At 65.6% G+C, this 23,505-nt stretch carries 17 protein-coding genes; 14 read left to right on the plus strand and 3 right to left on the minus strand.

Annotated elements, in window-relative coordinates; translation table 11 throughout:
* Positions 1 to 37 precede the first annotated feature (37 nt).
* From TQ98_RS11030 to tpx, 7 genes are all read left to right on the plus strand, one after another.
* Positions 38 to 967, plus strand: coding sequence for a DMT family transporter (locus TQ98_RS11030; protein ID WP_044872886.1), 930 nt, complete (start codon positions 38 to 40; stop codon positions 965 to 967).
* A 240-nt stretch (positions 968 to 1,207) separates the two neighbouring features.
* On the plus strand, positions 1,208 to 2,380 hold the full coding sequence (gene proV, locus TQ98_RS11035) for a glycine betaine/L-proline ABC transporter ATP-binding protein ProV (RefSeq protein ID WP_044872887.1): 1,173 nt from the start codon (positions 1,208 to 1,210) through the stop codon (positions 2,378 to 2,380).
* Positions 2,381 to 2,433: 53 nt separating this feature from the next.
* On the plus strand, positions 2,434 to 3,387 hold the full coding sequence (gene proW, locus TQ98_RS11040) for a glycine betaine/L-proline ABC transporter permease ProW (RefSeq protein WP_044872888.1): 954 nt from the start codon (positions 2,434 to 2,436) through the stop codon (positions 3,385 to 3,387).
* A 55-nt stretch (positions 3,388 to 3,442) separates the two neighbouring features.
* The gene (gene proX / locus TQ98_RS11045; RefSeq protein WP_044872889.1) at positions 3,443 to 4,477 is read left to right on the plus strand and encodes a glycine betaine/L-proline ABC transporter substrate-binding protein ProX; all 1,035 of its coding nucleotides are present in this window, start codon (positions 3,443 to 3,445) and stop codon (positions 4,475 to 4,477) included.
* 74 nt (positions 4,478 to 4,551) lie between these two features.
* Complete coding sequence (locus TQ98_RS11050) at positions 4,552 to 5,904, plus strand: MmgE/PrpD family protein (RefSeq protein ID WP_044872890.1); 1,353 nt, start codon at positions 4,552 to 4,554, stop codon at positions 5,902 to 5,904.
* Positions 5,905 to 5,990: 86 nt separating this feature from the next.
* On the plus strand, positions 5,991 to 7,028 hold the full coding sequence (locus TQ98_RS11055; protein ID WP_044872891.1) for a GlxA family transcriptional regulator: 1,038 nt from the start codon (positions 5,991 to 5,993) through the stop codon (positions 7,026 to 7,028).
* A 166-nt stretch (positions 7,029 to 7,194) separates the two neighbouring features.
* Positions 7,195 to 7,692, plus strand: coding sequence for a thiol peroxidase (gene tpx / locus TQ98_RS11060; protein WP_044872892.1), 498 nt, complete (start codon positions 7,195 to 7,197; stop codon positions 7,690 to 7,692).
* Between the two features lie 194 nt (positions 7,693 to 7,886).
* On the opposite strand, the gene TQ98_RS11065 is transcribed toward tpx, so the two are convergent.
* Together TQ98_RS11065 and TQ98_RS11070 are read right to left on the minus strand one after the other, a co-directional pair.
* Positions 7,887 to 9,215, minus strand: a complete 1,329-nt coding sequence (locus TQ98_RS11065; protein ID WP_044872893.1) for a metallopeptidase TldD-related protein — start codon at positions 9,213 to 9,215, stop codon at positions 7,887 to 7,889.
* Entirely contained in the window at positions 9,215 to 10,648 is a 1,434-nt protein-coding gene (locus TQ98_RS11070; RefSeq protein WP_044872894.1) for a TldD/PmbA family protein, read from the minus strand. The genes TQ98_RS11065 and TQ98_RS11070 overlap by 1 nt, the downstream gene beginning before the upstream one ends.
* 171 nt (positions 10,649 to 10,819) lie before the next feature.
* Here TQ98_RS11070 and TQ98_RS11075 point away from each other — a divergent pair, with 171 nt between their 5' ends.
* The 4 genes from TQ98_RS11075 to TQ98_RS11090 all read left to right on the plus strand — a co-directional run bounded on the left by TQ98_RS11075 (position 10,820) and on the right by TQ98_RS11090 (position 19,911).
* Positions 10,820 to 12,088: an MdtA/MuxA family multidrug efflux RND transporter periplasmic adaptor subunit gene (locus TQ98_RS11075; RefSeq protein WP_044872895.1), complete on the plus strand. Its 1,269-nt coding sequence runs from the start codon at positions 10,820 to 10,822 to the stop codon at positions 12,086 to 12,088.
* Positions 12,085 to 15,177, plus strand: a complete 3,093-nt coding sequence (locus TQ98_RS11080; RefSeq protein WP_044872896.1) for an MdtB/MuxB family multidrug efflux RND transporter permease subunit — start codon at positions 12,085 to 12,087, stop codon at positions 15,175 to 15,177. Before TQ98_RS11075 ends, TQ98_RS11080 begins: the two co-directional genes overlap by 4 nt.
* Before the next feature lie 130 nt (positions 15,178 to 15,307).
* Entirely contained in the window at positions 15,308 to 18,415 is a 3,108-nt protein-coding gene (locus tag TQ98_RS11085; protein WP_044872897.1) for a multidrug efflux RND transporter permease subunit, read from the plus strand.
* On the plus strand, positions 18,412 to 19,911 hold the full coding sequence (locus TQ98_RS11090) for an efflux transporter outer membrane subunit (protein WP_044872898.1): 1,500 nt from the start codon (positions 18,412 to 18,414) through the stop codon (positions 19,909 to 19,911). The genes TQ98_RS11085 and TQ98_RS11090 overlap by 4 nt, the downstream gene beginning before the upstream one ends.
* A gap of 140 nt (positions 19,912 to 20,051) precedes the next feature.
* Here the strand turns inward: TQ98_RS11090 and TQ98_RS11095 are convergent, their stop codons facing one another.
* Positions 20,052 to 20,909 carry a LysR substrate-binding domain-containing protein gene (locus TQ98_RS11095; protein WP_044872899.1) on the minus strand — a complete coding sequence of 286 codons (858 nt, stop codon included), beginning with the start codon at positions 20,907 to 20,909 and terminating at the stop codon, positions 20,052 to 20,054.
* 105 nt (positions 20,910 to 21,014) lie between these two features.
* Here TQ98_RS11095 and TQ98_RS11100 point away from each other — a divergent pair, with 105 nt between their 5' ends.
* Genes TQ98_RS11100 through TQ98_RS11110 form a run of 3 tightly spaced genes read left to right on the plus strand, consistent with a single transcriptional unit; the run spans position 21,015 to position 23,344 of the window.
* Positions 21,015 to 21,683: an ankyrin repeat domain-containing protein gene (locus TQ98_RS11100; RefSeq protein ID WP_044872900.1), complete on the plus strand. Its 669-nt coding sequence runs from the start codon at positions 21,015 to 21,017 to the stop codon at positions 21,681 to 21,683.
* Between the two features lie 16 nt (positions 21,684 to 21,699).
* Positions 21,700 to 22,161: a nucleoside deaminase gene (locus tag TQ98_RS11105; RefSeq protein WP_044872901.1), complete on the plus strand. Its 462-nt coding sequence runs from the start codon at positions 21,700 to 21,702 to the stop codon at positions 22,159 to 22,161.
* Positions 22,148 to 23,344, plus strand: a complete 1,197-nt coding sequence (locus TQ98_RS11110) for a CynX/NimT family MFS transporter (protein ID WP_044872902.1) — start codon at positions 22,148 to 22,150, stop codon at positions 23,342 to 23,344. The genes TQ98_RS11105 and TQ98_RS11110 overlap by 14 nt, the downstream gene beginning before the upstream one ends.
* Positions 23,345 to 23,505: the final 161 nt, after the last annotated feature.

The raw sequence follows: 23,505 nt of genomic DNA on the forward strand, positions 1-23,505 counted from the left end.
CGTCTGTCTGGATGGCCCTGCGGCCAAGGACCCGGTAATGCATTCGCTGAACTTCCTTTCTCGTCTCGACGGCCATGCCAGGGGCTTCTGCCTGGTGCTGCTGGCAGCGTTCTGCTACGGCCTGCAGCCGCTCTTCGCCCAATACGCCTACGCCGGCGGCGCCGACCCGGTGGGGTTATTGCTGGCGCGCTTCACCCTGGCCGCCGCGGTGTTACTGCTGATTCTGCGCGGTCGGGGAATCGGCCTGCCCAAAGGGCGGCTGGCGCGGCAAAACCTTTTGCTGGGCGTCGGTTATGGGCTGGCAGCACTGGGTTACTACAGCGCCTGTCATTCCACGTCGGTCAGCCTGGCGATCATCCTGGTGTACAGCTTCCCGGCATTCGTCACGGTGGTGTCCATCCTGTGCCTGGGTGAACGCCTCAGCATCTTCAAGCTGGCCAGTCTGGTGCTCGCACTGGGCGGCGTCCTGATGGCCACCGGACTCAGCCTGTCCGGCGTATCAATGGGTGCCCTCTGGGCGCTGTTCGCCGCCGTCTGCTACGGCGCCTCGATCATCTATGGCACGCACCGGATCACCCATGAGAACCCGTTGGCGTCCGCCGCCATGCTGCTTCTGGGGTGCGCGCTGACCTTCGCCGTGGCCGCGCTGCTTCAAGGCGCTGCCTTGCCTTCAACGGCCTCTGCCTGGTGGGCGACTCTGGGGTTGGCGGTGTTTGCCACGCTGGTGCCGGTCGCGGCCTTCCTGGCCGGCTCCCCGCAAATAGGCCCCTCTACGGCCGCGACGCTCTCGACCGTGGAACCCGTGGTGGCGGTGACCATTGCCGTCCTGCTCATGGGAGAAGCGTTCACGTACGCCATGTTCCTGGGCGGGGTGATGGTCATGCTCGCGGCGGTGTTTCTGGCCCGCCAGGGGGCGGCGGAGCGGGACGTGTCCACCGTGCAGGGAGGAGCCACTTCTGACCGATAACTTCAAGTTATGGTTTAGGGCGAACAAATGTCGTTGGACGCTGCGATAGGCAAAACCTAATTTGGAGTTGCAACGCGACATCTCATTTAGATGTCGTTTTTATAGGGCAGGAATTTCTGCACGCCGGTTCGCTCAAGTGAGCTCAGAAAGAATAACCGGCCGATCTGCTCCGCACTGTCACCGGTGAATGGTGAAAGTGGGAAGTTTCTAATTGGTTATAAGCATAAGAATGAGGGTTGTATGAGCCAGGCCGATGAGATTCTTTCGGTAAAGAACATCTTCAAGGTATTCGGGCCCCATCCCGAAGTTGCCATGGACATGTTGCGCAAAGGTGCCGACAAGAATGAAATTTTCCGTAAGACCGGGCATGTCGTCGGTGTGTTCGACGCCAGCTTCTCCGTCAAGCGCGGTGAGATCTTCGTGATCATGGGGCTGTCCGGTTCGGGCAAGTCCACCATGGTGCGGCTGTTCAACCGCCTGATCGAGCCCACCTCCGGCAGCATTCACCTGAACGGACGCGAGATCACCGGCCTGTCGGACAAGGCACTGCTCGATGTGCGTCGCAAGGAAATGGGCATGGTCTTCCAGTCCTTCGCGCTGATGCCACACATGAGCGTCCTGGAAAACACCGCCTTCGGCCTGGAAATCTCCGGCGTGGGTGAGCGCGAGCGTCATGCCCGTGCCTGTGAAGCCCTGCGTCAGGTGGGTCTGGGCGGGCATGAGCACAGCTACCCGCACCAGCTCTCCGGTGGGATGCAGCAGCGCGTCGGCCTGGCCCGTGCGCTGGCGAACGACCCCGCCATCCTGCTCATGGACGAAGCCTTCTCCGCCCTCGACCCGCTGATCCGCAGCGAGATGCAGGGCGAGCTGATACGCCTCCAGGCAGAGCAGCAGCGCACCATCATCTTCATCTCTCACGACATTGAGGAAGCGATCCGCATCGGCCATCGCATCGCGATCATGGAAGGCGGCCGGGTCGTGCAGATTGGCACTCCGCAGGAACTGCTGAACCAGCCCGCCAATGAGTACGTCGAGACCTTCTTCAAGGGCTTCGACAGCTCCCGTGTTCTCAAGGCCGGTGACGTGGCCCAGCTGGACCCGGCGACGGTCTGCCGGGTGAACGGCAAGGCCCCGCACTTCCAGGCCGGAGTGCCTTACGGCTACCTGATCGACGAGCGCGACCAACTGCTGGCCGTGGTGGGTGCAGACGAAACCGGCGGTGTGGCGAGCGGGCAGCCGGAGGAGCAGTTCAGCCTGCACAAGCAGAAACCCGTCTACACCGACACGCCTCTCCACGACGTGCTGGATATCGTCGCGGCACTGCCTTACCCGGTGCCCGTCCTGGATCACAGCGGTGCTCTGAAGGGCACTATTTCCAAGAATTTGCTGCTGCAGACCCTGAGCCGCCACTGAGCGCGCCCCATCGATCAAGCAGCAGCCGCAACGTCGGAGAGTAGGTAGCCAGCATGTCAGAGTTCAGTCTTCTCGATCCTTTCCAAACCGCGAACATCCCATTGGGTGACTGGGTGGAAACCACCCTGAATTTCCTGGTGCACAATTTCCGCGATGTATTCCGTGCCATCCGCTGGCCCATCGACCAGGTGCTCAATGGCATCGAGTACATCTTGCAGAGCATCCCGCCGACCATCGGCATCATCCTGTCCTCCTTGCTTGGCTGGCAGCTGGCCGGCAAGCGCATGGCACTGCTTTGCTTCGTCACCCTGACCCTGCTCGGCCTGATCGGCGTCTGGTCGGAGTCCATGACCACCCTGGCGCTGGTGCTGACCTCGGTGTTCTTCTGCGCCGTGATCGGCATCCCGCTGGGTATCCTCTGCGCCCGCAGCGACCACATGGAGCGAGTGGTGCGGCCTGTGCTCGACGCCATGCAGACCCTGCCGGCATTCGTCTACCTGGTGCCCGTGGTGATGCTGTTCGGCATCGGCGACGTGCCAGGCGTGCTGGTGACCATCGTGTTCGCCTTGCCGCCTCTGGTGCGCCTGACCAACCTGGGTATCCGCCAGGTGCCCGAAGACAAGATCGAGGCGGCCCGCGCCTTTGGCTGCACCCCACGGCAGATGCTGACCCGCGTGCAATTGCCGCTGGCCACCTCGACCATCATGGCCGGCATGAACCAGACCCTGATGCTGTCACTGTCGATGGTGGTGATCGCCTCGATGATCTCGGTTGGCGGCCTTGGACAGATGGTCCTGCGCGGCATCGGTCGCCTGGACATGGGCCTGGCCACCGTCGGCGGGGTAGGGCTGGTGTTGCTGGCCATCTTCCTCGACCGCCTTACCCAGGCCATGGGAGCGCGCACGAGCGCCGACCCGAGCCTGCGCTGGTACCACACCGGCCCCGTTGGCGCGCTGCTGCGTCTGTGCGGTGCCGGGCAATCCTCAGGGCGGCGCAAGACCGCCTGAGCCGACTGATTCGATCTGCCGAACCCGACAAAAGCCACAATATAGGTACGAGACGATGCATCGATCCAAGTTCTCCCGCAGCCTCCTGCAATGCGCCACGGCCCTGTCCCTGACGGTCGCCGCCCTGAGTGCCAGCGCTTCGGCCGACAAGCCCGGCGAGGGCGTCGAGGTCACGCCGATCTTCCCCTCCATCGCCGAAGAGCGCTTCCGCGGCGAGGTGGCGATGGAAGGCCTGCGTGAACTGGGCTACGACGTCCAGGAGCCGAAGGAAACCGAGTACGGCGTGATGATGGTGGCCCTGGCCAATGGCGATGCTGATTTCACCGTGCACCTGTGGGAAAAGCTGCACGACAAGTTCTACCAGCAGGCCGGCGGTGACGAGGTGATGGTCAAGACCGGCGACATCCTGCCGGGTGTCAGCCAGGGCTACCTGATCGATAAGAAAACCGCGGACCAATACAACATCAAGTACATCACCGACCTGAAAAAACCGGAGATCGCCAAGCTGTTCGACACCGACGGCGACGGCAAGGCCGATCTGACCGGCTGCAACCCGGGCTGGGGTTGCGAGTTGGTCATTTCCCACCACATGAAGGCGTATGACCTGGAAAAAAGCGTGCACGTCAACCAGGGCTCGTACTTCGCCCTGATGGCCGACACCATCACCCGCTACAAGGAAGGCAAGCCGATCCTGTACTTCACCTGGGTGCCGCAGTGGATCGCCAGCGTGCTGGTCGAGAACACGGACGTGGTCTGGCTGGAAGTGCCGAAGACCGACCTGCCGGACGGCAACAACGACGTGGACACCATGTACAAGGGCAAGAACCTCGGGTTTGCCGTGGACAAGGTCGTGGCCGTGCTGAACAAGGACTTCGCTGAGAAGAACCCGGCGGCTGTGAAGTTTCTCTCGCTGGTGCAGATCAGCACCGACGACGAGAGTGCACAGAACCTGAAGATGCAGCAGGGCGAGAAGAAGCCCGCCGACATCCAGCGTCATGCCAAGGAGTGGGTCGCCGCGCACCGCCAACAGTTCGATGCCTGGTTGCAGGACTCCCGTGCTGCCGCCAGCAAGGCGCAAGCAGCCAATTGACCGATGCACCGGGTGTCCGTTGCCGGGCACCCTATTTTCCCAAGCCAACCGAATCTCGATTGTGGAGTGTCCACATGTCGCTCTATTCGTTCGTTCGTGAGTTTCGTTTCAGCCAGGCACCGTCCCATACCCGCAACCTGCTGCAGACCTGTCTGCTGGATATCCTCGGGGTCGCCGCCGGTGCCCGCGACAACGACACCAGCCAAGCGCTCAAGCGCTATGCGCTGAATCATTACCCGGCCACGACGCTCGCCAGCCGCCTGCTCTTCGATGGCCGCCCGGTTCATCCGCTGGGCGCAGCGTGGGCGGGGGGCTTCAGCGTTGACAGCCTGGATGCCCATGAAGGCCACTTCACCTCCAAGGGACATGCCGGAGCGACCGTGGTGCCGGCGTTGCTGGCGTTGGTCGATGCCTGTCGGGATCAGGGCAGGGCCATCAGCGGTGAGGAGCTGCTCAGCGCCCTGTGCATCGGCTACGAGACCGCTCTGCGCGCCGGCGCCGCCTTGATGGCGACGGCGCCCGAATATCACGCCTCCGGCGCTTTTTCCGGGATCGGCGTTGTCTGTGGCGGCGCGCGCCTGCTCGGCCTGTGTGAGGAGCACTTCCGCCATGCCTTGGGCATTGCCGAGTACTTCGGCCCGCGCTGCCCGATGATGCGTCTGGTCGACTATCCCTCGATGCTGCGTGACGCCCATGGGGCAGGGGCCTTCGCCGGCCTCAATGCCCTGCTGCTGGCGCAAGCCGGTGTCACCGGCGCACCCGCCGTGTCGGTGGAAACCATGGCGGTGGCCGATCACTGGCGTGACCTGGGCGAGCGCTGGGAAATCGATGCCCAGTACTTCAAGCCCTGGCCCGTCTGCCGCTGGGCGCAGCCGGCCCTGACGGCGATGACCGCCCTGATGGCCGAGCATCCGCAGATTTGCGGCGAGAACGTCGAGAGGATTCAGGTGCAGACGTTCCATGAGTCCATGCGCCTTCAGGGCCATACGCCGGCCAACGCCGACGAGGCCCAGTACGCGCTGGCCTTCCCGCTTGCCGCCCTGGTGGTGCGGGGCCAGGTCGGCCCGTTGGAGGTGACCGGCGAAGCCATCCATGCGCCCGATATCCTGGCCGTCAGCCAGCGAATCGAAATCGTCGAGAGCGAAGAGCTCTCCGCGCGTTTCCCCACTGAAATCCTTTCGCGTGTCCTGGTGTGGCTCAAGGATGGCCAGGCGTTCAACAGCCCGATCACAGCGGCCAAGGGCGATCCCGAAACCGCCATGAGCCACGCGGAGTTCCGGGTGAAGTTCGATCTGCTGGCCGGCATCAACCTGGGGGTGGAGTCGCGACGGGCTATAGAGGAGGCGGTTGCGGCACTGCCTGGCAGTCCTGACTGTGCGAAGCTGTTTACGCTGCTGTTCGGCGCGGCAGAGGTTGCAGCCACCTGATACGGGCTTCAGCCCGCCAATGAGCGGTCTTGTTGCCCGGGAGCCGGGCACCGGCGGCAATCCGCAGAATTCCTGTGAGTCGAGCGATGAGAACGTCATTCGAAAGTGTCTTGAAGAGCAAGAACCTGGCCCATCTGGACAGGGCCAGTCGCGCCGGGCTGACCACCCCCGTCCGCCGCGTGTCGTTCATCTTGCGCGAGCACTTTTCGATGATGGCGTTTACCGGCGCGGTGGATGCCCTGGTCACGGCCAACCTGATGAGTTCGAAGCCGGTGTTCGAGGTCCAGGTGGTCGGCGGCGAGAACAACCTGGTCCTGAGCGACCTCGGGATCGCCATTGCCACTGACTGTTCCCTGGCGGAACTGGATGAAAAGCAGCAGGACATCATCGTCGTCTGCGGCGGCTTCCGTGTGCGCCTGGAAAGCGACCCCGTGCTGCGGGCCAAGCTGCGTCATGCCGATGCCGCGGGTTCTGTGCTCGGCGGGCTCTGGAATGGCTGCTACTTCCTGGCTGAGGCGGGCCTGCTGGATGGCCATGAGTGCGCCTTTCATCCAGATGGCCGGGCGATGATGTCCGAGCTTTTCCCCCTGGTGAGGGTGACCAGCAATTCCCAGGTCCTCGACCGCAAGCGGATCAGCTGTGCGGGCGCGAACAGTTCGCTCGGCATGATGCTCGAAGTGGTCAAGCACAGCGCAGGCCAGGAACTCGTGGACGCCGTCGAGGAAGTCCTGGGCTGCGACAAGATGCGGGAGGTCGTGGATGTTTCGGTCGTCTCGATCGACTTCGATCCGACCCTGCCAAGAACGCTCAAGCTCGCATTGGAGCTGATGCACAGCAACATCGAAGACCCGATCGATATCAACGAGATCGCCCGCTACGCCCGCATTTCCCGGCGCCACCTGGAACGCCTGTTCCGGCGCTACGTGAAGGCAACGCCCCCGCGCTACTACCTGGAACTTCGCCTCACCCACGCACGCCAGTTGTTGCAGCACACCAACAAGTCGCTGATCGAAATCGCCGTTGCCAGCGGCTTCGCCACGCTGCCGCACTTCCACCGCTGCTTCCGCGAGAAGTTCGACATCGCGCCGGGCCAGTTCCGCGCGCGTACTCATTTCAAGGTCTGAAACAGGCGTCTTCAGGGGAAGACACGGCATTCATCCGTGAGATCGAATGCGCTAGCATCCGGAAGGATTTTCTGGCGCTGGTTGACTCGAAAGTCAGGACATTTCCTGCCGCCCGTGCTTAACTTTGCGATCTCGTACAACCCCACCTGAAACAAGGACCTATGCAATGGCTCAAGTAACCCTCAAGGGCAACCCGATCAACGTCGAAGGCCAACTGCCGCAGAAAGGCCAGCAGGCCCCGGCATTCAGCCTGGTCGGCGGCGATCTGTCCGACGTGACCCTGGCCAGCCTGAGCGGCAAGCGCAAGGTGCTGAACATTTTCCCGAGCATCGACACCCCCACCTGCGCCACCTCCGTGCGCAAGTTCAACGTCGAAGCCAGCAAGCTGCCGAACACCGTGGTGCTGTGCATCTCCGCCGACCTGCCGTTCGCCCAGAAGCGCTTCTGCGGTGCTGAAGGCCTGGAAAACGTGGTGAACCTGTCCACCATGCGCGGCGCCAACTTCCTCAAGGACTACGGCGTTGCCATCGCCAACGGCCCGCTGGTCGGCGTCGCCGCCCGTGCCGTAGTGGTGCTGGACGAGAACGACAAGGTCCTGCACAGCGAGCTGGTCGCCGAGATCGCTGACGAGCCGAACTACGCGGCTGCGATCGCCGTTCTGTAAGAAGTGGCGAAATGAGAAAGGGAGGCCTTGGGCCTCCCTTTTTTTGCCTTGCGCGGGGACTGGTTTCCCTCACCCCGGCTCCCGGCAGCGGATTCGTAGGATGGGTGGAGCGAAGCGATACCCATCAATTCCGTTCGATGGGTTTCGTACCTCTACCCATCCTACGGCGAGGCAGCTTTCGCGAATGAAAGGGGTTAAAGCGTCAGCTTCAACCGCCCCACCAACGCCCCCGGCAACAGCGCCGACCAGGTCTGGCGTTCGCCGTAGGTACTGCTGGACAGGCGCAGCTGGCGTTCCCGGGTCAGGTCTTCCAACTGGTCGCCGAGCAGGCTGTACAGGCTGTCGTCGAAGCGCATGGTGTCCACTGGCGCCTGGATGCAGCCGTCCTCCACCCAGAAGGTGGCGAAGCGGGTCATGCCGGTCATGCGGGCGGCGGGTACGTCGGACCAGTTCAGGTACCAGAGGTTGCCGATATAAAGACCGCTGCCCAGGCGTTCCAGAACTTTGGCCTGTGGCATGGCACCGGCGCCCATGACCAGCGACTGGGTGGCTTCGTTGGCGTCGGCGCAGTTGGCGTCGAGGCCGTATTCGCGGGCGCTGCGCGGGTAGACCAGCTGGCCGGTGAGGCGGCCGTTTCGCACCAGGGCCACATCGCTGCGGGGCACGCCTTCGGGGCCGAAGGCGGGGCCGAGGGCGCCGGCCACCTGCTCGTCCAGGCTCAACATCGGGCTGAACTGGGCGCTGCCGTCCTGCAGGCGTTGCAGAGGGCTTTCCTTGTTGGCCAGGGCGCGGGCGGAGAAGCCGGTCCAGGACAGCATGCCGAGGATTTCATCGATTGCCGCCGGCGCCAGATAGGCGCGGTAGTCGCCGGGCTGTAGATGCCGTACCGGCTTGCCCAGGTGTTCCAGTTGCTGGCGGGCGCGGGTGAAGCGTGTGGCGAACTCGGCGGCGTCCCAGCGGGCGCCGGCGTAATCGGCTTTCACCGCCTGATGATTGGGGTGGAACAGGCTCCAGTCGAAGTTGAAGCAATGGGCGGCGTGCCAGCCGAGGGCGCCGAAACTGTTGGCGAAGCCCCGATAGAGCGGCCCGGCGGCGTAGATGCCCACCAGATCGAGGCCATCGGCGGCTGCGTTGATCTCTGCCAGCACGCTGTTGGTGTCGGGCAACGTGGCCTCGCCGGTCGAGCGGCGGTGCCAGGCCGAGCGCTCCAGTTGCAGGTACGGGTCCGGTGGCAACTGGGCGATGACCAGACGTAGCTGAATCAGGCCCTCTGCCAGGCGTTGGCGGTCGGTGTCGAGATCCCCGGAGAGGGTGATGGCGATTTCCGCGCTGCGGTCATCGCGGATCAGCTTGAGGCGCCCGGTGGCCTGGTTGACATGGCCGGCCTGACGCACCTGGGCGCGATTGAAGCGGATGAATTCGGACTCTTCGGCGCTGTACCAGAGGCTGAAGTCCTCGCCTGCCTGGAGGCTGGAGCCCAGGCTTTCGGCCAAGGCGGTGAAGCGGGATTCTGCGTCGGCCATCACTGGTCTCCTCCAAAGACTTCCACTTGTCTGAACACGCATGCCGGCGAAGCGTGGCCCACGCGCACCACCTGATTGGGCTCGCCCTTGCCGCAATAGGGCGTGCCGTGCACTTCGAAGGTACTGGCATCGCCCACCGCCGCCAGGCTGCGCCAGAAATGTGCGGATACGCCCCGGTAGTTGGGGTTTTTCACGACACCCTTGAGTTCACCATTCTCGATCAATCGGCCCCATTCGCAACCGAACTGGAACTTGTTGCGGGCGTCGTCGATGGACCAGGAACGGTTGGTGCTCATCAGTATGCCGCGCTCGATGCTGCCAATCATTTGCTGCAGGGACTGGTCGCCGGGCTCCAGATTGAGGTTGGCCATGCGGTCGATGGGGGCGCGGTTCCAGTTGCTGGCGCGGCTGTTGGCGACCCCCGGCAGGCCGCTGCGTTGCTGGGACAGCGCACCACCCAGTGGGCGCAGCAGCAGACCGTCCTGGATGAGCATTTCCTTGCGGGCCTGCTGTCCGTCGTCGTCGTGGCTGTAGCTGGCCAACTCTTCGGGAATACCGGGGTCGAAGCTGATATTCAGCAGCGGCGATCCGTACTGGTAGCGCCCGAAGTCTTCGAGCTTCACGAAGCTGGTGCCGGCGTAGTTGCGTTCGTCACCGAGGATGCGGTCCAGCTCCAGCGGGTGGCCGATGGACTCGTGGATTTGCAGCATCATTTGGTCGGGCATCAGTAACAGGTCGGTACGGCCGTTGGGGGTATTGGGTGCCAGCAGCAATTGCAGGGCCTCGTCCGCCACCCGCGCGGCGGCGCCTTCGAAGCCCAGGCGACTGAGTACTTCGGCGCCGCCCTGCTGGCCGCTGCCGTAACCGCCGAAGCTGCGGGTCTGGCTGTCGCCGCCGTCGAAGGCGGTGACGCTGATGCCGGGGTAGGTGAAGTGCAGGTCCTGCCATTGCTCGGCGCCGGCACTATTAAGGTAGAGCTGCTCGTGGCGCTGGCTGTCCAGGAAGAGATTCCAGTTGACCAGGCGCGAGTCGGTGGGGATCTGCGCCGACTCTTCAGCCAGCAGCTCGAAGCGCTCGGCGAGACCGGGAAAGGGTGTGTCCAGGCCCGGCGACTGGTAATGGGCGCTGCTGCGGGGCGGTTCCAGGCGGCTCTGGTCCACGAGGGCGTAGCGGGCGATTTGCCGCGCCAGTTCCTCGGCCCGCTCCAGGGCCCGTTGCAGGCCGGCAAGACTGAGGTCGGCGGTGGCTGCGTAGGCTTCGACGCCGGTCAGGCGCACACTGACCATGGCGCCCATGTCCTGACTGAGGAACGGCGGTTCGGCGACGCCGCGACGCAGCATGGCCTGCTCAGAAGTCTGGCGGACGATGCGCAGCGAATGGAACTCGGCGCGGCTGGCAAGGGCGGCAAAACGCTGCCTGAAACTGTCGAACACGGAACGCTCCATGGCCCGGATGAATCGGTGCTGGCGCCGCCGTCAACTCACGGCGGCAGGTCAGTAAGCATAGTAAGTAGCGTAAGCACTAGGTAAATAGCCGGTAAATTGACTTTGCCTCCTGCTTTCAACTGCTTATCGTTCACGCTTCCGTACAGCTCGACCTGAATCATGTCCCTGATCACTGAAAAATCCCCGAAGTCCCGCTCCCTCCGCCATTGGCTGACCATCGCGGTCGCACTGCTGGCGCTTCTTGCCCTGATCTGGTGGCTCTGGCCGGAGACGGTGGCCAAGCCCAATCACCAGGGTGGCCGGGGAGGGCCAGGCCGTCCGGGGTTCGGCGCGTTTTCCGGACCGGTCCCGGTGCGCGTGGCGACCATCACCCAGGGGGATTTCCCGGTCTATCTCAAGGCCCTCGGCACCGTGACCGCGTTGAACACCGTCAACGTGCGCGGCCGGGTGGATGGCGAGCTGGTCAAGCTGCAGTTCGAGGAAGGCCAGCAAGTGAAGGCCGGCGACCTGCTGGCGGTGATCGACCCGCGCCCCTATCAGGTGGCCCTGCAACAGGCCGAAGGCACCCTGGCGCAGAACCGCGCGCAGTTGAAGAACGCCGAGATCGACCTGGCCCGCTACCGTGGCCTCTATGCCGAAGACAGCATCGCCAAGCAGACCCTGGACACCCAGGAAGCCCTGGTGGCCCAGTACCGCGGCACCGTCAAGACCAATGAGGCAGCCGTCGCCGAGGCCAGCCTGAACCTCGGCTTCACCCAGGTGCGCGCGCCCATCTCCGGCCGCCTCGGCCTGCGTCAGGTGGACCTGGGCAACCTGGTGACCAGCGGGGACGCCACGCCGCTGGTGGTCATCACCCAGACCAAGCCCATCAGCGTTGCCTTCACCCTGCCCGAAGGCCAGTTGCCGACGGTGGTCAGCCGCTTCCGCTCCGGCCAGCCGCTGGTGGTGGAGGCCTGGGATCGCAACGACAAGGCCAAGCAGGCCGAAGGCGTGCTGCAGAGCCTGGACAACCAGATCGACACCACCACCGGCACCCTCAAGCTGAAGGCCCGTTTCGCCAACGACGACGAAACCCTGTTCCCCAACCAGTTCGTGAACATCCGCCTGCGCGCCGAAATGCTGCCCCAGGCCGTGCTCATCCCGTCGGCCGCAGTGCAGTTCGGCAGTCAGGGCTCCTTCGCCTACGTGATGGATGGCGAGAAGAAGGTCAAGGTGCGCATGCTGGAAACCGGCCCGGACGACGGCGAGCGCACGGTAGTCAGAAGCGGCCTGCAGCCGGGCGAGCGCGTGGTGCTGGAAGGCACCGACCGCCTGCGCGATGGCAGCGAAGTGGAAGTGGTCCACGACGCCGACCAGGTTCCCGCCCAGCCCGCCGAGCAGCTGCAGGGCGCCAAGCCTGAAGGCCAGGACGCGAAAGGCGGCGTATGAACCTCTCACGCCTGTTCATCCTGCGACCGGTCGCCACCACCCTGAGCATGCTGGCGATTCTCCTCGCCGGCCTGATCGCCTACCGCCTGCTGCCGGTTTCCGCGCTGCCGGAAGTGGACTACCCGACCATCCGCGTTCTCACCCTGTACCCGGGCGCGAGCCCGGATGTGATGACCAGCGCCGTCACCGCGCCGCTCGAACGCCAGTTCGGGCAGATGCCGGGGCTGACCCAGATGTCGTCCACCAGCTCTGGCGGGGCCTCGGTCATCACCCTGCGATTCAGCCTGGAAGTGAAGCTGGACGTGGCCGAGCAGGAGGTGCAGGCGGCCATCAACGCGGCCACCAACCTGCTGCCCAACGACCTGCCGGCGCCGCCGGTCTACAACAAGGTCAACCCGGCCGACACGCCGGTGCTGACCCTGGCCATCAGCTCGAAAACCATGCCGCTGCCCAAGCTGCATGACCTGGTGGACACCCGCATGGCGCAGAAGCTGGCGCAGATCAACGGCGTCGGCATGGTCAGCATCGCCGGCGGTCAGCGCCAGGCCGTGCGCATTCGCGTCAACCCCGAGGCCCTGGCCGCCAACGGCCTGAACCTGTCCGACGTGCGCAGCCTGGTGGGCGCTTCCAATGTCAACCAGCCCAAGGGCAACTTCGATGGCCCGACCCGCGTCTCCATGCTGGACGCCAATGACCAGCTGAAGTCCGCCGAGGAGTACGCCAACCTCATCCTCGCCTACAACAATGGCGCGGCCCTGCGTCTGAAGGATGTGGCGGAAATCGTCGACGGCGCCGAGAACGAACGCCTTGCCGCCTGGGCGAACCAGAACGAATCGGTGCTGCTGAACATCCAGCGCCAGCCCGGCGCCAACGTGATCGAAGTGGTGGACCGTATCCAGGCGCTGCTGCCCACCATCACCGCCAATCTGCCGGCGGGCCTGGACGTGGTGGTGCTCACCGACCGCACCCAGACCATCCGCGCCGCCATCACCGACGTGCGCCACGAGCTGTTCCTCGCCATCGCCCTGGTGGTGATGGTGACCTTCCTGTTCCTGCGTCGCCTGAGTGCCACCATCATCCCGTCCATTGCCGTGCCGCTGTCCCTGGTGGGTACCTTCGCGGTGATGTACCTGGCCGGTTTCTCCATCAACAACCTGACCCTGATGGCGCTCACCATCGCCACCGGCTTCGTGGTGGACGACGCCATCGTCATGCTGGAGAACATCGCCCGTCACCTGGAGGAGGGCGAGACGCCGCTCAACGCCGCGCTCAAGGGCGCCCGGCAGATCGGCTTCACCCTGATTTCCCTGACCTTCTCGCTGATCGCCGTGCTGATCCCCTTGTTGTTCATGGCGGATGTCGTGGGCCGGCTGTTCCGCGAATTCGCCATCACCCTGGCGGTGGCGATCCTGATCTCGCTGGTGGTTTCCCTGACCCTGACGCCGATGATGTGCGCGCGGCTGCTCAAGCGCGAAGCCAACGAAGAGGAGGGTGGTTTCTACAAGGCCAGCGGTGACTTCATCGACGGCATGATCGCCCGCTACGGCCGTGGCCTGACCTGGGTGCTCAAGCACCAGGGCCTGACCCTGCTGGTGGCCCTGGGCACCCTGGCGCTCACGGTGGTGCTCTACCTCGCCGTGCCCAAGGGCTTCTTCCCGGTGCAGGACACCGGCGTCATTCAGGGCATCACCGAGGCGCCGCAGTCGGTGTCGTTCCGTTCCATGAGCGAGCGCCAGCAGAAGGTCGCCGCGCTCATCCTCAAGGACCCGGCCGTGGCCAGCCTGACGTCCTACATTGGCGTCGACGGCGACAACGTCACCCTCAACAGCGGCCGCATGCTGATCAACCTCAAGCCCCACGGCGAGCGTGATGTGACCGCGACCGAGGTAATCCAGCGCCTGCAACCGGAGCTGGATCAGCAGAGCGACATTCGCCTGTACCTGCAGCCGGTGCAGGACCTGACCATCGAAGACCGGGTCAGCCGTACCCAGTTCCAGTTCAGCCTGGAGTCCCCCGACGCCGACCTGCTCAACGCGTGGACCGGCAAGCTGGTGGACGCCCTGCGCCAACAGCCGGAGCTCGCCGATGTGGCCAGCGACCTGCAGGACAAGGGCCTGCAGGTCTACCTGAACATCGACCGCGACATGGCCGGACGCCTGGGCGTGGAAATCTCCGCCATCACCGACGCGCTCTACGACGCCTTCGGCCAGCGGCAGATTTCCACCATCTTCACCCAGGCCAGCCAGTACCGCGTGGTGCTGGAGTCCGCCGCCGGCGAAGTGATCGGTCCGCAGGCGTTGCAGCAGATTCACGTCGCCAACCGCGACGGCGGGCAGGTTCCGCTGTCCACGCTGGCCCGTGTGGAGGAGCGCCAGACGCAACTGGCCATCAACCACATCGGCCAGTTCCCCGCCGTGACCCTGTCCTTCAACCTGGCACCGGGCGTGGCCCTGGGCGAGGCGGTGGCGGTGATCGAGCGGGTGCAGCAGGACATCGGCATGCCCGAAGGCATCCAGACCCGCTTCCAGGGCGCGGCGGCGGCCTTCCAGGCCTCGCTGTCCAGCACGCTGCTGCTGATCCTCGCCGCGGTGGTGACCATGTACATCGTGCTGGGCGTGCTCTACGAGAGCTACATCCACCCGGTGACCATCCTTTCCACGCTGCCCTCGGCAGGCGTCGGCGCCTTGCTGGCGCTGCTGCTGACCGGCAATGACCTGGGCCTGATCGCCATCATCGGCATCATCCTGCTCATCGGCATCGTGAAGAAGAACGCCATCATGATGATCGACTTCGCCCTGGAGGCGGAGCGGCACCAGGGCATGAGCCCTGAGGCGGCGATCTACCAGGCGGCGCTGCTGCGCTTCCGGCCGATCCTGATGACCACCCTGGCGGCCCTGTTCGGCGCCATCCCGCTGATGCTCGCCACCGGTTCCGGCGCCGAATTGCGTCAGCCGCTGGGTCTGGTGATGGTCGGCGGTCTGCTGCTGTCGCAGATCCTGACCCTGTTCACCACGCCGGTGATCTACCTGGCCTTCGATCGCCTGGCCCGCCGCTTCACCGGCCGCAGTGCGGCGGGGGTAGCGGTATGAGTCGCTTTTGCTCCCTCTCCCCTTGGGAGAGGGCTGGGGAGAGGGGTGCTATGCCCCGCTCGGAGTCCAGCAACGCCCACCATCCCTCATCCGACCCTTCGGGCCACCTTCTCCCAGAGGGAGAATGGAAATGAACCTCTCCGCCCCCTTCATCCACCGCCCGGTCGCCACCATGCTGCTGAGCCTGGCGATCCTGCTGCTGGGCAGCGTCAGCTTCGGCCTGCTGCCGGTGTCGCCGCTGCCGCAGATGGATTTCCCGGTGATCACCGTGCAGGCCAGCCTGCCCGGTGCGAGCCCGGAGATCATGGCGTCCAGCGTCACCACGCCGTTGGAGCGGTCCCTCGGCACCATCGCCGGCATCAGCCAGATGACCAGCCGCACCAGCCAGGGCTCGACGCGGATCATCGTGCAGTTCGACCTGGACCGGGACATCAACGGCGCCGCCCGCGACGTGCAGGCGGCCATCAACGCCTCGCGCAACCTGCTGCCCAGCGGCATGCGCAGCATGCCCACCTACAAGAAGGTCAACCCGTCCCAGGCGCCGATCATGGTGCTGTCGCTGACCTCCGACGTGCTGGAAAAAGGCCAGCTCTACGACATGGCGTCCACCATCCTGGCCCAGAGCCTGTCCCAGGTTAAGGGCGTGGGTGAGGTGCAGATCGGCGGCAGCTCCCTGCCGGCCGTGCGGGTGGAACTGGAGCCGCAACTGCTGACCCAGTACGGCATCGCCCTGGACGACGTGCGCAGCGCCATCGCCGCGGCCAACCAGCGTCGGCCCAAGGGTGCCGTGGAAGACGACAGCCGCCATTGGCAGGTGGGTGCCAATGACCAGTTGGAGAAGGCCGCCGACTATGCGCCGCTGATCCTCCGCTACCAGGACGGCGCGGCCCTGCGCCTGGGCGATGTGGCCAAGGTCCGCGACGCGGTGGAAGACCGCTACAACAGCGGCTTCTTCAACGACGATGCGGCGGTGCTGCTGGTGATCAACCGCCAGGCCGGCGCCAACATCATCGAGACCATCGAAAGCATCAAGCAGCAGTTGCCGGCCTTGCAGGCGGTGCTGCCGGCCACCGTCAAGCTGGACCTGGCCATGGACCGCTCGCCGGTGATCCGCGCCACCCTGCACGAGGCCGAACGCACCCTGCTGATCGCCGTGGGCCTGGTGATCCTGGTGGTCTACCTGTTCCTCGGCAACCTGCGCGCCTCGCTGATTCCGGCGCTGGCGGTGCCGGTCTCCCTGGTGGGCACCTTCGCCGCGATGTACCTGATGGGCTTCTCGCTCAACGTGCTGTCGCTGATGGCGCTGATCCTCGCCGCCGGCCTGGTGGTGGACGATGCCATCGTGGTGCTGGAGAACATCTCGCGGCACATCAATGACGGCATGGCGCCCTTCAAGGCGGCGTTGCAGGGCACCCGTGAAGTGGGCTTCACCCTCCTGTCGATGAACCTCTCGCTGGTGGCGGTGTTCGTCTCCATCCTCTTCATGGGCGGCATCATCGACCGGCTGTTCCGCGAGTTCTCCCTGACCCTGGCGGTGGCCATCCTGGTCTCGCTGCTGGTCTCCCTGACCCTGACGCCCATGCTCTGCGCCCGCTGGCTCAAGCCCCACGTGCCGAACAAGGACAGCCGCCTGCAACGCTGGAGCGAGGCGCTGCATCACCGCATGGTGGCCCTCTATGACCGCACCCTGGGCGTCGCCCTGCGCCATCCGCGCCTGACCCTGGCCAGCCTGCTGCTGACCATCGCCTGCAACGTTGCCCTCTATGTGCTGGTGCCCAAGACCTTCCTGCCGCAGCAGGACACCGGCCAGTTGATCGGCTTCATCCGTGGCGATGACGGCCTGTCCTTCAGCGTGATGCAGCCGAAGATGGAAACCTTCCGCCGCGCGGTGCTCAAGGACCCGGCGGTGGAAAGCGTGGCCGGCTTCATCGGTGGCAGTGGCGGCATCAACAACGCGTTCATGATCGTGCGCCTGAAGCCGATCAAGGAGCGCAAGGACTCGGCGCAGAAGGTCATCGAACGGCTGCGTGCCAATCTGCCCAAGGTGCCCGGCGGCCGGCTGATGCTGATGGCCGACCAGGACCTGCAATTCGGTGGGGGCCGTGAACAGCGCAGTTCACAGTACGAATACGTGCTGCAGACGGGCGAGCTGTCCGACCTGCGCACCTGGCTGCCGAAGGTCACCGCCGCGCTCAAGTCCCTGCCGGAACTCACCGCCATTGACGCCAACGAAGGCGAGGGCGCCCAGCAGATCACCCTGCACGTGGACCGCGACGCCGCCAAGCGCCTCGGGGTAGACATGGCGATGGTCAGCTCGGCGCTGAACAACGCCTACAGCCAGCGGCAGATCTCCACCATCTACGACACCCTGAACCAGTATCAGGTGGTGATGGAGGTCAACCCGAAATACGCCCGGGACCCGGAAACCCTCAAGCAGGTCCAACTGGTCACTGCCGATGGCCTGCGCGTGCCGCTGTCCAGCTTCGCCCGCTACGAACGCAGCCTGGAGGAGGACCGGGTCAACCACGAGGGCCAGTTCGCCTCGGAAAGCATCGCCTTCGACCTGGCCCCTGGCGTCAGCCTCGACAAGGCCACCGTGGCCGTCGAGAAAGCGGTGGCCGCCATCGGCCTGCCCAGTTCGGTGATCGCCCGCATGGGCGGCAGCGCGGATGCCTTCCAGGCCACCCAGCAGAACCAGCCGTGGATGATCCTCGCCGCGCTGGTGCTGGTGTACCTGGTGCTGGGCATCCTCTACGAGAGCTACATCCACCCGCTGACCATTCTCTCCACGCTGCCTTCGGCGGGCGTCGGCGCGCTGCTGGCGATCCTGCTCACCGGCGGGGAGTTCAGCCTGATCTCGCTGCTGGGCCTGTTCCTGCTGATCGGCGTGGTGAAGAAGAACGCCATCATGATGATTGACCTGGCCCTGCAACTGGAGCGCCACGACGGCCTGTCCCCGGACGAGTCCATCCGCCAGGCCTGCCTGTTGCGCCTGCGGCCGATCCTGATGACCACCATCGCCGCCATCCTCGGCGCCGTACCGCTGCTGATCGGCGGCGCCGAGGGGGCGGAAATGCGCCAACCCCTGGGCGTGGCCATCATCGGCGGTCTGGTGCTGAGCCAGTTGCTGACCCTCTACACCACCCCCGTGGTCTACCTCTACCTCGACCGCCTGCGCCATCGCTTCAACCGCTGGCGCGGTGTGCGCACTGACGCTGCTCTGGAAACACCGCTATGAACACCGCTGTTCCTTCCCTGAACCCCCTGCGTCGCGCCGTGGCCCTGGCCCTGGCGGGCCTGCTGCTCGGCGGCTGCGCCATCGGCCCGGATTACAAGCGCCCCGAGCAAGCGGTGCCGATGCAGTTCAAGCACGCCGAAGGCTGGACCCTGGCGAGCCCGGCGGACCTCGAACACCGTGGTCGCTGGTGGGAGCTGTACGGCGATGCGACCCTCAACGACCTGCAGCAGCGCCTGGAAATCTCCAACCAGACCCTGGCCCAGTCCGTCGCCCAGTACCGCCAGGCCCAGGCTCTGGCCCGTGGCGCCCGTTCCTCGTTCTTCCCCTCGGTCACCGGCAATGTCAGCAAGACTCGCTCGGGGCAGGGCGGTGGCGACAGCACCGTACGCCTTTCCGACGGTTCCACGGTCACCAGCTCCGGCGGCGGTGGTGTGTCCAAGAGCTACGACGCCAGCCTCGGGGTGAACTGGGAAATCGACCTCTGGGGCAAGCTGCGTCGCCAGCTGGAGTCCGACACCGCGAGCATGGAGGCCAGCGCCGCCGACCTCGCTGCCGCACGCCTCAGCCTGCAATCGGAGCTGGCGCAGAACTACCTGCAACTGCGGGTGCTGGACGCCCAGAAACGCCTGCTGGAGGCCACCGTTGCCGCCTACCAGCGCTCGTTGACCCTGACCGAGAACCAGTACAAGGCCGGCATCGTCACCCGCGCCGACGTGGCCCAGGCCACCACCCAGCTGAAGAGCACCCAGGCCCAGGCCATCGACCTCAAGTTCCAGCGTGCGCAGCTGGAGAACGCGATTGCCGTGCTGGTGGGCGTGCCGCCGGCGGACTTCAGCCTCGCCGAAGTGGACAGCGTGCCGGCGCTGCCCGACGTGCCGGCGCTGCTGCCGTCGCAATTGCTGGAGCGTCGCCCCGACGTGGCCTCCGCCGAGCGCAACGTCATGGCCGCCAACGCCCAAATCGGCGTCGCCAAGTCCGCCTACTTCCCCAGCCTGAGCCTGAGCGCTGCCGGGGGGTATCGCACTGGCAGCCTGCACGACTGGATCACCACGCCGAACCGCTTCTGGTCCATTGGTCCGGAATTCGCCATGACCCTGTTCGACGGCGGCCTGATCCGCTCCCAGGTAGCTCAGGCCGAAGCCAGCTACGACCAGACCGTGGCCGTCTACCGCCAGACCGTGCTGGACAGCTTCCGCGAGGCGGAGGACTACATGGTGCAGCTGGACGTGCTGGAAGAAGAGAGCGGGGTGCAGCAGGAAGCGCTGGACGCCGCCCGCGATGCCCTGCGCCTGATCACCAACCAGTACAAGGCCGGCACCGTGGACTACAACAGCGTGGTCACCAACCAGGCCACGGCGCTGAACAACGAACGCACCGTCCTGACCCTGACGGGCAGCCGCCTGACCACCAGTGTCCAACTGATCGCCGCGCTGGGCGGGGGCTGGGAGCAGGGGCAGCTTGAGGCGGTGGATTCGGATTCGGACGAGACGCCTTAGGCCGGTTTGGTCTGCCGTAGGATGCGGTGGAGCGAAGCGATACCCAACAGCACCGATTGATGGGTATCGCAAGCTCCACCCATCCTACGTTACTGCTCCCCCTGGGTGAGGGAGGCCAGGGTTGGCAGGGAATCACAGAGCTACCCGGTCATTACTGGCACCTCGCACAGCACCTTCAACCGCTCCACCAATTCCTCTCCCGCCCGCCCCAACCCCGCCCGCCCATACAATGCCAGGCGCAGCCCCTGGATCTCCGGCAGGTCCTCTGCCTCGCCAAGCAACCGATGCTCCGGCCCCAGCACCCGTAGCGGCAGCAGGCTGACCCCCAGGCCCGCCGCCACTGCCGCGCGTACGCTGGCCAGGCTGGCGCTGGAGTACGCGATGCGCCAGCGCCGGCCTTGCACATCGAGGCCGTGGAGCATTTCGCTGCGGTACAGGCCTCCGGCGGGGAACACCACCAGCGGCAAGGGTTCGCGGCCATAGGTGGGTCGACTTGCGCTGTCCACCCAGCCGAGGGGTTCCGGCCAGGAGGCCAGGCTGTCGCCGCCATCCCCCATGCGCTTGACCAGCAGCAGGTCGAATTCGCCGCCCTGGTACAGCCGCAGCAGCTCCGGGCTGAGACCGCTGGTCACCTCCAGGCGCACCCCGGGATGGGCGGCGGAAAATTCCGCCAGCACCGGCATCAGCCGTTCGGCGGCGAAGTCTTCGGGGACGCCCAGGCGCAGCACGCCGCCGCCGGGCTGGTGGCGCAGCATCTCTGTGGCTTCCTCCTGCAGGGCGAGGATGCGCCGCGCGTAGCCCAGCAATTGTTCGCCTTCGGGCGTGGCCACCACCTGGCGCTGGCTGCGGTCCAGCAGGCGGCAGTCGAGGCTTTCCTCCAGCCGGCGCAACTGCTGGCTGACGGTGGACTGGGTGAGGTGCAGCCGTTCGGCGGCGCGGGTGAAATTGCCGCAATCGGCCACCGCCACGAAGCTGCGCAGGAGGAGGGGATCGAACATGGTTGTATGCCTGTGTCCACTGGTAAGCATGGTTATATTTAATTTCAGAATACTTGACCAGCCAGACATAATTTCGCCCATTCGACCCCCGTGCGGAGGCAGCCCATGAGTAGCGGAATCATCACCAGCCTGTTCCTGGCCACCGGGCTCTTTCTGGCTGGCCAGGCAACCGCGGGCGATACCCCGGCCCAGCGTCTCCTGCAGGCGGCCGGCGAAGGCGACCTCGCCACGGTCAGCGCGTTGCTGGAACAGGGCGTGTCGGTGGATGTGCGCGATGACGCTGGCAATACGCCGCTGCTGCTGGCCACCGCCGCCAATCGGGTGGACGTGGCTCGCCGGCTGATGGACGCCGGTGCCGACGTCAACCTGCAGAACCGCATGCAGGACAGCGCCTACCTGCTGGCCGGTGCCAGCGGTCACCAGCAAATTCTCGAGATGACCCTGGCCCACGGCGCCGACCTGCGCAGCACCAACCGCTTTGGCGGCACGGCCCTGATCCCGGCCTGCGAGCGCGGGCATGTGGAGACGGTGCGGACCTTGATCGCCGCTGGTGTCGACCTCGATCACGTCAACAAGCTGGGTTGGACCTGCCTGCTGGAAGCCGTGCTGCTGGGTGACGGCGGCCCCGCTCACCAGCGCATCGTCGAGATGCTGATCGCCGCCGACGCGGACCTCGACCTGCCGGACAACGATGGCATCACCCCCTTGCAACACGCCGAACAGCGCGGCCAGCAGGCCATCGCCGCCAAGCTGCGCGCGGCCGGCGCCCGCTGAATGATGGAGCAACCCCATGTCTGAAGATCGCAACTATCTCGAACAGGCCGTGGAACTGGCGCGACAGAATGTCGAGCAGGGCGGCCGTCCTTTCGGCGCCTTGCTGGTGCGCGACGGCCAGGTACTGGCCCGCGCGGTGAACGAGATACACCTGACCCAGGACCCGACCTGCCACGCCGAACTCCAGGCCATCCGCGCCGCCAGCCGGCAACTCGGTCCGCGCCTGGACGGCTGCGTGATCTATGCCAGCGGGCAACCGTGCCCCATGTGCCTGGCGGCCATGCACTTGTGCGGCGTGAGCCGCGTGGTGTTTGCCGCGGCCAATGCCGTGGGCGAACCCTTTGGCCTGTCCACCGCTGCCGTCTATCAGCAGATGGCGCTGCCCCTGGACGCGCAGAAACTGGATATCCAGCACCTGCCGCAGCCGGCCATGGCCGAGATCTACGCCCGCTGGAAGGCCTTGCATGCCACGCGCTGATCGCTTCGAAAACCTGGCCGGCTGGGCGTTGCTGGTGGTCCTGGGGCTGAACCTGCGGCCCATCCTCGCCTCGGTCAGCCCGTTGCTGGCGGATATCCGCAACGCCACGGGAATGGGCTTCCAGACCGCCTCGCTGCTCACCACGCTGCCGGTGATCTGCATGGGCCTGGTGGCGCTGCTGAGCAATCGACTGGGTGGCCTGGGCGAGCGGCGGGGCATCGGCTTCGGGCTCGCACTGATCGCCGGCGCCTGCCTGGCGCGCCTGCTGTGCGGCCAAGCCGGCCCGCTATTGGCCACGGCCTTGCTGGGGGGCGCCGGGGTGGCGTTGATCCAGGCGCTGCTGCCGGCCGTCATCAAGCGTCGCTTCGAGGGACGGGTGGCCCTGGCCATGGGCGTCTATTCGGCCTCCCTGATGGGGGGCGGGGGCATGGCGGCACTGACCAGCCCGCTGCTGGCCCATCACTTCGAGCATTGGCAGGCGGGCCTTGGGCTCTGGCTGGTGCCCGCGTCGCTGGCCCTGGTGCTCTGGCTGGCGCGGCCCCTGCCGAGTTCTGCGCCCGTCGCCGCAGGGCGATCCGTGAGCTTCATACGTAACCGCCGTGCCTGGTTGCTGGCCCTCTATTTCGGCCTGGTGAACTGCGGCTACATGAGCATGGTGGCCTGGCTGCCGGCCTACTATCAGCAGCTGGGTTGGAGCCCGACCCGCAGCGGCTCGCTGCTGGCGTTCATGACCCTCTTCCAGGTGCTGGCGGCCCTGACCATGCCGGCCCTGGCCCAGCGTGGTACCGACCGCCGACCGCTGCTCTCGGTCAGTTTGATTGCCCAGGCGGTGGGTTTTGCCGGGCTGATCTGGGCGCCGCTGGAGCTGTTCGCCCTGTGGATCGCCCTGATCGGCTTCGGTCTGGGCGCCTGCTTCGCCCTCAGTCTGATTCTTACCCTCGACCACCGCCGCGACCCCCGCGAGGCCGGCCAACTGGCTGCGTTCGTCCAGGGCGTGGGATTCCTGATCAACGCGGTGTCGCCCTGGCTCAGCGGCTGGCTGCGGGAGCTGACGGGAGGCTTCACCGCGGCCTGGCTGGTGCTGGTGGTGGGTGTGGTGCTGATGCTCGGCGTCACCCGGCTGTTCAGCCCGGCCAGTTATCGGCCGATGGTCGGCCAGGCACCTTTGGCAGAACCGGCGTAGGTCACTCCCGGGGTCGCTGTGCTGCCCATGGCGAATGGATTCGCCCCGGCAGGGTACGGAGCGTCGCTACCCCCTGATAACCGGTCCCGCACAACACGATAACTGCGGCTATACCACTGAAAAGGCCCTGAAATCGGCACTAGCCGTGGCTTGGAGGGCCT

The sequence above is a fragment of the Pseudomonas sp. LFM046 genome (assembly GCF_000949385.2).
Lineage (GTDB): Bacteria > Pseudomonadota > Gammaproteobacteria > Pseudomonadales > Pseudomonadaceae > Metapseudomonas.